The sequence below is a fragment of the Pseudoxanthomonas sp. genome, from assembly GCF_027498035.1.
Lineage (GTDB): Bacteria > Pseudomonadota > Gammaproteobacteria > Xanthomonadales > Xanthomonadaceae > Pseudoxanthomonas_A.
In genome coordinates this window covers 4,012,071-4,024,211 of record NZ_CP114978.1, presented here as the reverse complement: position 1 = coordinate 4,024,211, position 12,141 = coordinate 4,012,071, and the positions used below count along the sequence as shown (strand labels likewise).

The window sequence follows — 12,141 nt, the reverse complement described above, 5'->3', positions numbered from 1 at the left end:
CGCAGACCTGCATCTCCTGGAAACACTGCGCGCCGGCACGTTGCCGCCCGGCGCGCGAGGACCCTGCTGGCCTGGCAATCCAGCCTCAGTCCGCTCAGGCAGACTGGATCAGCTCGTCCGGACGACGCTCCAGCACCTCATCGACCAGGCCGTAGGCCTTGGCGTCGAAGGAGCTCTTGAAGTTGTCGCGCTCGGTGTCGCGAGCGATGGTTTCCAGCGACTGGCCGGTGTGCTTGGCCAGGATCTCGTTGAGCTTGTGGCGCAGGGTCAGAATTTCACGGGCATGAATGTCGATGTCCGTGGCCTGGCCCTGGAAGCCGCCCAGCGGCTGGTGGATCATCACGCGCGAGTTGGGCAGCGCATAGCGCTTGCCTGCCGCACCGGCCGCCAGCAGCAGCGCGCCCATGCTGGCCGCCTGGCCCAGGCAGATCGTGCTCACATCGGGCTTGATGTACTGCATGGTGTCGTAGATGGCCATGCCTGCGGTCACCACGCCACCGGGCGAGTTGATGTACAGGCTGATGTCCTTCTCGGGATTTTCGGCTTCGAGGAACAGCATCTGCGCCACGATGACGTTGGCCACGTGGTCGTCCACACCGCCCACCAGGAAGATCACACGCTCCTTCAGCAGGCGCGAATAGATGTCGTAGGCGCGCTCGCCGCGGCTGGTCTGCTCGACCACCATCGGAACGAGATTCAAGGCCTTGGTCAGGTTATCCATGGAGTGAGGCACCTTTCATTGTTGGATCCGCACTTGCGTGCGTGGAGTTGCCGGATCCCGCCTCATTGAACCGGTCCAGCCCCGGAAGGGACCGGACCGATGGCGAAACCAAGCGCCGTTACTGCCGGATGGCGTCCTGGAACGACAGTGCCTGTTCGTCGTGCTGGGCGCGCTCAGCGATCCAGTCGATCACCTGCTCTTCCATCACGCGGGACTGCAGCCCGGACATCATCTGGGGATCGTTGCGGTACAACTCAATGACCTGCTCGGGCTCTTCGTAGGTCGAGGCGATCAGGCGCATGGTTTCCTGCACGCGCTTGGGATCCAGGCGCAGCTCGTTGCGACGGGCAACTTCGCCCACCAGCAGGCCGACCAGCACACGCTTGCGGGCGGCGTCCTTGAAGCCTTCGTGCGCGCCCTCCGCCGGCTGCACGTTCTGGCCCTGGCGGCGAGCCTGCTCAACCTGCTGGCCCAGCATCGCGCGGGCTTCGTTGTCGACCAGGCGTTCGGGCATCTCGACCGAGGCATAGGCCGCAATCAGCTGCTCACCCACTTCACGGCGCAGGCGGTTGGCCAGCGCGCCCTTGAGCTCGCGCTCCAGGTTGGTGCGGATATCGGCGCGGAACTGGGTTTCGTCGCCAGCTTTCACGCCAAAGCTCCTGATGAAGTCCTTGTCCACCACCGGCAGCACCGATTCAGAGACATCGGTGACCTTCAGGTGCACCTGGACACTCTTGCCCGCGAGCTGCGGCACGCGCCAGTCAGCCGGGAACGCGACGGTGATTTCCTTTTCCTCACCCTTGGCCATGCCGATCAGGGCCTTTTCGATGTCGGCGAACATCACGCCCGACCCGATCAGGGTCGCACCCGTCTCGAAGCCCTCTGCCGGCAGGCGCTCTTCGCCAGCCTGCGACCAGGTTTCCAGGGCCACGCGGTCACCTTCGGCGGCAGCGCGCTCGACCGGCGCGAAGGTGCGGCGCTGCAGGCGCAGGTTTTCGATCATCTGCTCGATGTCGGCGTCGGTCACTTCCGAGGTGTGGCGCACGACATTGAGCTTGGAGACGTCGATGTCACCGAAGTCCGGCACCACTTCAAAGGTGGCAACCCACTCCAGTTCGCCTTCGCCCGCCGGTTCCAGGCGCGGATTGCCGGCCAGCTGCAGCGACTGGTCGCGCACGGCCGAGTCGAAGGTTTCGCGCAGCAGGCCATCCAGCGCCTCGGCGCGGACCTGCTTGCCGAAGCGCTGCTCGATCACCTTCGGCGGCACCTTGCCCGGGCGGAAGCCCTTGATGCGCACGGTGCGGCTGAGCTCGCGCAGGCGGCCACCGATATGGGTATCCAGGCGCTCGGCCGGCAGAGTGAAACTCATGCGGCGCCCAAGGCTGCCGATCGATTCGACGGAAACGGTCATGTCACTGGCTCCTGCAACCGCAGCCTCGAGGCCACGGGTCATCGTTGGGAAAGGGAGTGGCCCGGGTGCGGAGGCGCTCAAGAACGCTTTCACCCTTGCCGAACGCGCTAGTTTCGCTGATCAAACGCGGTTTGACCACAGAAGCTACGGTTTTCGTTGACAGGTGCGCTTTCGATCCAGACAATACGCGTCCTTTCCGGCGACCCGTCGCTGGCAAGGACCGGCAAGTTGCCGGCCCGCTTGAGTGTTTCCGGGGTATAGCGCAGCCTGGTAGCGCGCCTGCTTTGGGAGCAGGATGTCGAGAGTTCGAATCCCTCTACCCCGACCATCCAAGCAGTGGGCCATGCAGATCTAAGTCCGGGTGCAATTCCAGCCGGGCGCCCGTAGCTCAACTGGATAGAGCACCGGCCTTCTAAGCCGGCGGTTACAGGTTCGATTCCTGTCGGGCGCGCCAATCCATCGGCGGCAAGGCGGGCGTGGTAAAGCGGTACATGTGGTGGCTGTAGCTCAGTTGGTTAGAGTACTGGATTGTGATTCCAGATGTCGGGGGTTCGAGTCCCCTCAGCCACCCCACTCCCGCAGGATTTCTTCCCGCAAGGGTGTTGCAGATCCGGATTCATCGCGTATACTGCGCGACCAGTTTTCGGGGCCGTTAGCTCAGTTGGTAGAGCAGTTGACTCTTAATCAATAGGTCCAAGGTTCGAATCCTTGACGGCCCACCAAACAAGGAAAGGCACCAGGAGAAATCCTGGTGCCTTTTTCTTTTCATCCTGATCGCACGGGCGCATCGTGCACGATTTCATGATCGTCAGCCGCCACGGATGCTGCGCACAGGTAGAATGCACATGAACTGCGAAAGTGGCGGAATTGGTAGACGCACCAGATTTAGGTTCTGACGTCAGAAATGACGTGGGGGTTCGAGTCCCCCCTTTCGCACCAGTCAATGATCCATGGATGGATGACGGCCTAAGGAAACGCAATGATCCGCAGCGGCAATCCGACTCTGAAAGAGTCCACCTTCCTCGACCTTGGCACCGGCACGGTGGTCACCCGCGATGGCGGGGCGATGACCTTGAACGGCACGGTCAACAAGACCGGCTTTCTGTTGTTGCTGAGCCTGATCACGGCGGCCTTTGCCTGGAACCAGTCGACCGTACCCCTGGCCAATGGCGAAATGGCCCCCTCGGCCGGCGTGATCGGCTACATGCTGGGCGGCGCCATCGGCGGCTTCATCCTGGCCCTGGTCACCACGTTCAAGAAGACATGGTCACCCGTCACCGCGCCGCTGTATGCACTGGTGGAAGGCTTCTTCCTGGGCTCGGTCTCGGCGATGTACGAGCTGAAGTTCCACGGCATCGTGTTCCAGGCCGTGCTGCTGACCTTCGGCACGCTGTTCGCGCTGCTGATGGCCTACCGCAGCGGCCTGATCAAGGCGACCGAGAACTTCAAGCTGGGCGTGGTCGCAGCCACCGGCGGCATCTTCCTGGTGTACCTGGGCACGATGGTCATGCAGATGTTCGGCATGAACGTGTCCTACGTGCACGGCTCTGGCGTGATCGGCATCGGCTTCAGCCTGGTCGTGGTGGTGATTGCCACCCTGAACCTGGTGCTGGATTTCGACTTCATCGAAAGCGGCGTGGAGGCTGGCGCACCGAAGTACATGGAGTGGTACGGCGCCTTCGGCCTGATGGTCACGCTGGTGTGGCTGTATGTGGAATTCCTGCGCCTGCTGTCCAAGCTGCAGTCGCGCAACTGATCCAAACCATCGTCTCGCCACAGTTGCGAGGCGAGGTAAACAAGAAGGGCGCCTTGCGGCGCCCTTCTTCGTTTCCAGCATTCGCGGTCGATCAGACGCGGCTAGCGATCGCCTTGGCAAAGCCCATCGTGTTGCCGGTGCCGCCCAGGTCCGGGGTGACCGAATCCTTGGCTTCCAGCGTGGCGACGATGGCCTTGCGCAGGCGCGTGGCATTGTCCGGCTGGCCAACGTGATCCAGCATCTGCGCAGCAGCCAGCAGCAGCGCGCACGGATTGGCCTTGCCCTGCCCTGCGATATCCGGGGCCGAGCCGTGCACGGCTTCGAAGATCGCCGCCTCGGTGCCGATATTGGCGCCCGGCGCCAGGCCCAGGCCGCCAACCAGGCCGGCGCACAGGTCCGACAAGATGTCGCCAAACAGGTTGGTGGTCACGATGATGTCGAACTGCTCCGGACGCATCACCAGCTGCATGCAGGTGTTGTCCACGATCATCTCGTTGCACTCGATGTCCGGGTACTGCGCGGCCACTTCGCGGCCAACCTTCAGGAACAGGCCCGAGGTCGACTTGATGATGTTGGCCTTGTGGACCAGGGTCACCTTCTTGCGACCGGTGGCGCGTGCCAGCTCGAAGGCATAGCGCACGATGCGCTCGGAGCCGGTGCGGGTCACGCGGGTCATCGAGATGGCGGTCTCGCCGTCGGCCGAAACTTCCTGGCCTTCGCTCAGGTAGGCGCCTTCGGTGTTCTCGCGCACGGTGATCAGGTCCACGCCGGTACCGAAGCGCGACTTGGTGTTCGGGAACGAGATCGCCGGACGCACATTGGCGTACAGATCGAAATGCCGGCGCAAGGTCACGTTGATCGACGTAAAGCCCTCGCCGACCGGCGTGGTCAGCGGGCTCTTCAGCGCGATCTTGTTCTTCTGGATGGACGCGAGGGTTTCGGCCGGCAGCAACTCGCCGTGCTTTTCCAGCGCGACCAGGCCGGCGTCGGCATCTTCAAAGGACAGGCCGGTCTTGAGTGCATCCAGGACGAACAAGGTTGCGTCCATGATTTCCGGGCCGATGCCGTCGCCGCGGATGACCGTAATCGTTTGCGTCATGAGAGTTTCCGAACTAAGCGCGCCGCGCCGCAATGGCGGGCACTGGGAGGATGTTGTGGACAAAGTATGCCCGATCTGGCGAGATCCTCCCAAATGGCCCTCTCGATCGAAAAACGATAAAAGCCGCGAAATGCGATGAAAAATCGCAATTTCGCAGCCTTCTTGTCATCAAAATAAAGTACGCGCATTCAGGTATGCATCACGAATACATACCTGGTTCCTGGCCGATCTGCGCGGATCAGCCGTGGTCGTGCACTGCCGGTGCCGGCGCGCCGCCTTCGAGCTGGTCCAGGAAATCCACCGCCCGGCGCAGGTGCGGGATCACGATCGACCCACCGACCACCAGACCGACCGAGAAGGTCTCGAAGAACTCCTCGCGGGTCACGCCGACTTCCTTGCACTGGGCCACGTGGTAGCTGATGCAGTCGTCGCAACGCAGCACCATCGAAGCCACCAGGCCCAACAACTCCTTGGTCTTCACGTCCAGCGCGCCGGCCTGGTAGGTCTGGGTATCCAGCGCGAAGAACCGGCGCACGACCTGGTTGGGCTCGGCCAGGATCTGCTTGTTCATGCGCTGGCGGAATTCAGTGAACGCCTGGACGCGGTCCTGTTCGCTCTCGCCACTGGGCTGGCTCATGCGCTGCTCCCGGCCAGCAGCGGCTCCAGGCCGCCCGCACGGTGCAGGGCCATCATGTCGTCGTAGCCACCGACGTGGGTTTCGCCGATGAAGATCTGCGGCACGCTGGTGCGGCGGGTCTTGGCCATCATTTTTTCGCGTTCGACCGGATCGGTGTCGATGCGCACCTCGGTCCAGGTCTGGCCCTTGGACTTGAGGAAATTCTTGGCGGCCACGCAGTACGGGCACACCGCAGTGGAATAGATGGTGATCTCGGGAGTGCTCATGGGGAATTCTCCGCACGGTGAAAGGTCTGAATGCATCATGGTGGCATGGCGGCACCAAACCAGAGCTGGGCATGCAACGCTGCGGATTAACCACCGATTCACTCGCAAGACCCCGGCGCCGGCCATCCTGCGCCGGCCTGGACCTTTCCCCGGACGGAATTCCCGCGTGCGCCCGACCCTGTTGTCCGCTGCCCTGACCCTGCTGGTTGCCGCACCACTGGCCCACGCGCAGGTCGACCGCCTGCCCGATATCGGATCATCCGCGGGCGAACTGCTCACCCCTGCACGCCAGCAGCTGTACGGCGCGATGACCCTGCGCGAGCTACGCAACTACGGCTACCTGCTGGATGACCCACTGGTGGACGACTGGCTGGACAAGGTCGGCGGGAAGCTCGCCGCCAACAGCGACCGGCCCAGCCAGCCCTTCACCTTCTTCATGCTGCGCGACCGCCAGATCAACGCCTTCGCCACGCTGGGCGGCTACATCGCGGTCAACTCGGGCCTGGTCCTGACCGCCGAACGCGAGGACGAAGTGGCCGCGGTGCTGTCCCACGAAATCGCCCACGTCACCCAGCAACACGTGCTGCGCGGGGTCGAGCGTGCCAAGCGCGACCAGGTGCCGATCCTGCTGGGCATCCTGGGCGCGATCGTGGCCGCGCAGGCGGCCGGCGGCAGCTCCAGCGGCGATGCTTCGCAGGCGGCGCTCATCAGCGGCCTGGGCCTGATGCAGCAGCGCCAGATCGACTACACCCGCGCCAACGAAAGCGAGGCCGACCGGATCGGCATCTACACCCTGCAGCGCGCCGGCTACGACCCGGATGCGATGGCCGATTTCTTCAATCGCATGGACCAGGTGATGCGCGCCAATCGCGGTGGCGAACGCGAGCGCACCCCCGATTACCTGCAGACCCATCCCGTCACCACCTCGCGCATCAGCGAGGCGCACGACCGCGCCGAGCGCCTCAAGCGCGAGAAGAACGTGATCACCACCGTCTCCACCCCCGGCGGCAAGATCACCGAATCCAACCCGCGCGAAGGCAATTACGCTGCCGGCATCCGCAGCAACAACCCACTGCTGCCCTTCCAGGTGACCCTGCCAGCCAGCAGCTTCGACAGCGGCGGCACCGGCCTGTTCCCCTGGGCGCGCGAACGCCTGCGCGTGCTCAGCGCCAACACTGCCGGCGAAGCCATCCGCGAATACGAAAGCATCCGCCGCAGCACCGGCGAACTCACTGCACCCCAGCGTTACGGCCTGGCCCTGGCACAGCTGCGCAACAACCAACCCGCCGTCGCGGCCAATGCCTTCGCCCAACTGGTGCAGGAAAATCCCGGGAACGCGTGGCTGGGGATTGCCCTGGCCGACGCCCAGGCCAGGAGCGGCGACATGGCCGCGGCCAAGGCCCGCTTCCGCGACCTGCTCAAGGCCACACCCAACAGTCGGCCAGTGGCGCTGACCTTCGCCCAGCTGCTCAACGACCAGGGCGACAAGTCCGGCGGCGAACAGGCCCGTGCCGTCCTGCAGCCGCTGCTCGATGCCAGCAACGATGACCCGGTGTTCCAGGCCGCCTTTGCCCGTGCCTGCGAACTGGCCGGCGATACCGTCAAGGCCGCCGAGGCCTATGCCCAGACCGCCTACCTGAACGGGCGACCGGAGCAGGCCCTGATCCAGCTGCAGAACCTCAAACGCCGCGAGAACCTGGATTACTACGCCCGCGCCCGGGTCGAGGCCCGGATTACGGCCATGACTCCCGAGGTCCTGGAATTGCGCGATGCCGGCGTACGCGACCCGGATGTGGACGGCAACCGCTGAGTCGGCTCGCGCACTCTGTGTAGAGCAGAACGCGTGGCGGTCCCATCCTGGGGACTCCGCCGGAGCGTCCTCCCGCGCCCGCCTGCCAGGCAGCCGAGCCAGCGCGGCCCATGGCGAGTGTCACAATCAAGTCATAAAATTGTCGTCTACTGTCGCTGTCCCCACAGTCCGGCGAAAAACCCGTGCAAAAACGCATTCTGATCGTCGATGACGAGCCCGCGATCCGCGACATGGTCGCCTTCGCCCTGCGCAAGGGCGAATTCGAGCCGATCCATGCCGGCGACGCGCGCGAGGCGCAGGGCGCCATCGCCGACAAGGTGCCCGACCTGATCCTGCTGGACTGGATGCTGCCCGGCACCAGCGGCCTGGAGCTGGCCCGGCGCTGGCGCAAGGACGCCCTGACCCGCGAAGTGCCGATCATCATGCTGACCGCGCGCGGCGAAGAGAACGACCGCGTCGGCGGCCTGGAAGCCGGTGTCGACGACTACGTGGTCAAGCCTTTCTCCTCGCGCGAATTGCTGGCGCGCATCCGCGCGGTCATGCGTCGCACCCGCGAGGACGAGGAAGACGGCAGCATTTCGCTGGGCGCGCTGCGCATCGATGGCGCCGCGCATCGGGTGTTCGCCGAAGACGCCCCGGTCCCGATCGGCCCGACCGAGTACCGCCTGCTGCACTTCTTCATGACCCATCCCGAGCGCGTCTACAGCCGCACCCAGCTGCTGGATCATGTGTGGGGCGGCAGCGTGTACGTGGAAGAACGCACGGTCGACGTGCACATCCGTCGCCTGCGCAAGACGCTGGAACCGCACAACGTGGACAACATGGTCCAGACCGTGCGCGGCTCGGGATACCGATTCTCGGTTTCCACCTGACCGTCATCCACGCCCCGCGCGTCATGCGCGTGTCCCGCTCCCGCCGCGCGCCTGTCATGGGTGCGTCGCGGGACGGTCGTTTTTCCGCCTCCTGCCTGCCACGGCCCGCGCCGTACGCTGGCCGGCAACAGCTCTGACACAATCGCCCCATGCCCCAACACCTGCGCTCGGCCTGGAACCGCACGCTGTTCCGCCTCGCCACCCTGCTGGCCATCGCCTCGGCGATTGGCTGGCTGGTGGGCGCGTTCTGGGAAGTGCTGGCGATCAGTTCGCTGTGCGTGGTGGGCTGGCAGTTCTGGCGCCTGCGCGCGGTGCTGCGCCGGCTGACCGCCCGCGAACGCCTGCAGCCGGCCCACGGCGATGGCGTGTGGAACGAGCTGGACCGCCTGCTGCACCGCGGGCAGGTGGACATGCGCACCCGCAAGCGCCGGTTGCTGGCGATGCTGCGCGCCTACCGGGCCGCCGCCGCCGCATTGCCCGATGCGGTGGTGGTGATCGATCGCAACAGCCAGCGCGTGCAGTGGTTCAACAAGGCCGCAACGTCCCTGCTCGGACTGCGCCATCCGTCGGACCTCAACGCGCCGGTGGGCGAACGCCTGCAGCCGCTGCCGATGTCGCACTGGCTCAGCGCGGGCCGCAATGCCGAACCGATGCTCGATGCGGTCTCGCCGGTCAACCCGGACCTGCGCCTCAACCTGCGCCTGATCCCGTATTCGGACCAGTACTGGCTGCTGGTGGCGCGCGACGTGAGCAAGCTGTTGCGGCTGGAAGAAATGCGCCGCGACTTCGTGGCCAATGTCTCGCACGAACTGCGCACGCCACTGACCGTGGTCCACGGCTACCTGGACATGCTGGACGCGGACGAATTCCCGGAATGGAAACCCATCCTGGAAGAAATGCAGAAGCAGTCCAACCGCATGACCCAGCTGGTCGAGGACCTGCTGACGCTCTCGCGGCTGGAAGTGCAGGACAGCCTGACCGATGAATCCATCGCCATGGGTTCGATGCTGGCCACCCTGCGCCGCGAAGCCGAAGCGCTCAGCCGCCAGCGCCAGACCATCGTGGTCGAGGACTGCGGCGGGATCGACCTGTGGGGTTCCAACAAGGAACTGCACAGCGCGTTCTCCAACCTGGTCAGCAACGCGGTGCGCTATACCCCGGTCGGCGGCACCATCACGATTGCCCTTGCCCGTGAAGGCGACGGCGCCGTGCTCAGCGTGCGCGACACCGGCTACGGCATCCCGGCCACGCACCTGCCACGCATCACCGAACGGTTCTACCGCGTCTCCACCAGCCGCTCGCGCGAGAGCGGCGGCACCGGCCTGGGCTTGTCCATCGTCAAGCACGTCCTGAACCTGCACCAGGCGCGCCTGGAGATCGACAGCGCGGTCGGCCAGGGCAGCTCGTTCTCGGTGCATTTCGGCCCGGCGCGCGTCCACCCGCGCGAATCCACCCTCCCGCTTCCGCAGAGCCAGATCGCATGAACGCCGCCGCAGACCTGCCCCTCGATGCCGTCGATCCCCTGCGTGACAGCGGCCTGTACTTCAACCGCGAGCTGTCGCAGCTGGACTTCAATTTCCGCGTGCTGGCCCAGGCGCAGGACCCGTCGGTCCCGCTGCTGGAGCGCCTGCGCTTCCTGTGCATCAGCTGCACCAACCTGGATGAGTTCTTCGAAATCCGCACCGCCACCGTGCGCCACGCGCAGGACTTCGGCCTGCCGCCGGGCCCCGATGGGCTGACCCCGGGCTCGGTGCTCAACCGCATCCACGACCGCGCCGCCGAGCTGGTCGATGCGCAGTACAAGTGCTGGAACCGCGTACTGCGTCCGGCAATGGACGAAGCCGGCGTGCGCGTACTCAGCCAGACGGTCTGGAATGCGCGCCAGCGGCGCTGGTTGCGCGCCTATTTCCGCAACGAGATCATGCCGGTGCTGTCGCCGCTGGGCCTGGATCCGTCGCATCCGTTCCCCAAGATCCTCAACAAGTCGCTCAACGTAGTGGTGGTGCTGAAGGGCAAGGACGCGTTCGGTCGCGCGGGCCACATGGCCATCGTGCGTGCGCCGCGTTCGCTCTCGCGCATCATCCACCTGCCGCAGCGCGTGTCCGGTGGCGAGAACGATTTCGTGCTGCTGTCCAGCGTGCTGTCGGCATTCGTCGACGACCTGTTCCCCGGCATGGAGGTCAAGGGCGCCTACCAGTTCCGCGTGACCCGCAATTCCGAACTGGTGGTGGACGAGGAAGAAGTCGAGAACCTGGCCCTGGCCCTGCGCGACGAACTGGCCGGCCGCGGCTACCGCCCGGCGGTGCGCCTGGAGATCGCCCACGACTGCCCCAAGCCGATCGTGCGCACGCTGCTGGAAAACTTCGACCTGCCCGACAACGCGGTGTACCGCATCGATGGCGCGGTCAATCTCAATCGCGTCAGCCAGGTGTATGACCTGGTCCAGCGTCCCGGAGCTGAAATACCCCGCCTTCACCCCGCGCCAGCTGCGCGACGGCGACACCATGTTCGAAACGGTGGCCGATGGCGACGTGCTGCTGAGCCATCCCTTCGATGCCTTCACCCCGGTGCTGGAGCTGCTCAGGCAGGCCGCCACCGACCCCAACGTGCTGGCAATCAAGCAGACCCTGTACCGCACCGGCAAGGACTCGGCGATCGTCGATGCGCTGGTCCTGGCCGCGCGCAACGGCAAGGACGTCACCGTGGTGGTGGAGCTGCGCGCGCGCTTCGACGAGGAAGCCAACCTGGGCCAGGCCGATCGCCTGCAGGCCGCGGGCGTGCAGGTCGTGTACGGCGTGGTCGGCTTCAAGACCCACGCCAAGATGCTGCTGATCGTGCGCCGCGAGGGCAAGAAGCTGCGCCGCTACGTGCATCTGGGCACGGGCAACTACCACGCCGGCACCGCACGCGCGTACACCGACCTGGGCCTGATCACCGCCAACCAGGACATCGGCAACGACGTGCACCTGCTGTTCCAGCAGCTGTCCGGGCTGGCGCCGACGACCAAGCTCAAGTGCCTGCTGCAGTCGCCCTTCACCCTGCATCCCGGCGTGATCAAGAAGATCGAGCGCGAAGCACGCTTCGCCCGGGCCGGCCGCCCGGCCCGGATCATCGTCAAGGTCAACGCGATCAACGAGCCGCGCGTGATCCGTGCGCTGTACGCGGCTTCGCGCGATGGCGTGCAGATCGACCTGATCGTGCGCGGCGCCTGCACCCTGCGCCCGGGCGTGCCGGGCGTGTCGGACAACATCCGCGTGCGTTCCATCGTCGGCCGCTTCCTGGAACACAGCCGGGTGTACTGGTTCGGCAACGATGGCGAGCCGGAGCTGTACTGCGCCAGCGCCGACTGGCTGGAGCGCAACCTGCTGCACCGCGTGGAAACCTGCTTCCCGATCCTGGATGAGAAGCTGGCCGCGCGGGTGTTCCGCGAGCACCTGCAGAACTACCTGGACGACAACTGCAACGCCTGGGAGCTGAATGCTGATGGCGCGTACCACAAGCTCTCGCCCGGCCCGGAAGAAGCATTGCACTCCGCACAGGGCACATTGCTGGCCAAGGTCTGACCATTG

9 protein-coding genes, 5 tRNA genes and 1 pseudogene are annotated in these 12,141 nt (G+C 65.3%); 10 read left to right on the top strand and 5 right to left on the bottom strand.

What is annotated here, in order from left to right; genetic code table 11:
* Positions 1-94: 94 nt before the first annotated feature.
* Both clpP and tig read right to left on the bottom strand, forming a co-directional pair.
* Entirely contained in the window at positions 95-721 is a 627-nt protein-coding gene (clpP, locus tag O8I58_RS17760; protein ID WP_298319034.1) for an ATP-dependent Clp endopeptidase proteolytic subunit ClpP, read from the bottom strand.
* A 118-nt stretch (positions 722-839) separates the two neighbouring features.
* Positions 840-2,132, bottom strand: coding sequence for a trigger factor (tig, locus tag O8I58_RS17755; protein WP_298319032.1), 1,293 nt, complete (start codon positions 2,130-2,132; stop codon positions 840-842).
* A gap of 251 nt (positions 2,133-2,383) precedes the next feature.
* Here tig and O8I58_RS17750 point away from each other — a divergent pair.
* From O8I58_RS17750 to O8I58_RS17725, 6 genes are all read left to right on the top strand, one after another.
* Positions 2,384-2,460, top strand: a tRNA-Pro gene (locus tag O8I58_RS17750).
* Between the two features lie 49 nt (positions 2,461-2,509).
* Positions 2,510-2,586 (top strand) — tRNA-Arg (locus O8I58_RS17745).
* Positions 2,587-2,628: 42 nt separating this feature from the next.
* A tRNA-His gene (locus O8I58_RS17740) sits at positions 2,629-2,705 on the top strand.
* A 73-nt stretch (positions 2,706-2,778) separates the two neighbouring features.
* Positions 2,779-2,854 (top strand) — tRNA-Lys (locus tag O8I58_RS17735).
* Positions 2,855-2,984: 130 nt separating this feature from the next.
* A tRNA-Leu gene (locus O8I58_RS17730) sits at positions 2,985-3,071 on the top strand.
* A gap of 43 nt (positions 3,072-3,114) precedes the next feature.
* Positions 3,115-3,888: a Bax inhibitor-1/YccA family protein gene (locus tag O8I58_RS17725; RefSeq protein WP_298323171.1), complete on the top strand. Its 774-nt coding sequence runs from the start codon at positions 3,115-3,117 to the stop codon at positions 3,886-3,888.
* Positions 3,889-3,979: 91 nt separating this feature from the next.
* On the opposite strand, the gene O8I58_RS17720 is transcribed toward O8I58_RS17725, so the two are convergent.
* From O8I58_RS17720 to grxC, 3 genes are all read right to left on the bottom strand, one after another.
* Entirely contained in the window at positions 3,980-4,987 is a 1,008-nt protein-coding gene (locus O8I58_RS17720) for an isocitrate dehydrogenase (RefSeq protein ID WP_298319030.1), read from the bottom strand.
* Positions 4,988-5,225: 238 nt separating this feature from the next.
* Positions 5,226-5,624 (bottom strand): carboxymuconolactone decarboxylase family protein, encoded by a 399-nt coding sequence (locus tag O8I58_RS17715; RefSeq protein ID WP_298319027.1) that lies wholly within the window; start codon positions 5,622-5,624, stop codon positions 5,226-5,228.
* Positions 5,621-5,890, bottom strand: a complete 270-nt coding sequence (gene grxC / locus O8I58_RS17710) for a glutaredoxin 3 (RefSeq protein WP_298319025.1) — start codon at positions 5,888-5,890, stop codon at positions 5,621-5,623. Before grxC ends, O8I58_RS17715 begins: the two co-directional genes overlap by 4 nt.
* 166 nt (positions 5,891-6,056) lie before the next feature.
* On the opposite strand from grxC, the gene O8I58_RS17705 reads away from it, so the two are divergent.
* The 4 genes and pseudogenes from O8I58_RS17705 to ppk1 all read left to right on the top strand — a co-directional run bounded on the left by O8I58_RS17705 (position 6,057) and on the right by ppk1 (position 12,135).
* Positions 6,057-7,700 (top strand): M48 family metalloprotease, encoded by a 1,644-nt coding sequence (locus O8I58_RS17705; RefSeq protein ID WP_298319023.1) that lies wholly within the window; start codon positions 6,057-6,059, stop codon positions 7,698-7,700.
* A gap of 182 nt (positions 7,701-7,882) precedes the next feature.
* Positions 7,883-8,572: a phosphate regulon transcriptional regulator PhoB gene (phoB, locus tag O8I58_RS17700; protein ID WP_298319021.1), complete on the top strand. Its 690-nt coding sequence runs from the start codon at positions 7,883-7,885 to the stop codon at positions 8,570-8,572.
* 149 nt (positions 8,573-8,721) lie between these two features.
* Positions 8,722-10,056 (top strand): phosphate regulon sensor histidine kinase PhoR, encoded by a 1,335-nt coding sequence (gene phoR / locus O8I58_RS17695; protein WP_298319018.1) that lies wholly within the window; start codon positions 8,722-8,724, stop codon positions 10,054-10,056.
* A pseudogene (ppk1, locus tag O8I58_RS17690) lies at positions 10,053-12,135 on the top strand (polyphosphate kinase 1). Before phoR ends, ppk1 begins: the two are co-directional and overlap by 4 nt.
* Positions 12,136-12,141 lie beyond the last annotated feature (6 nt).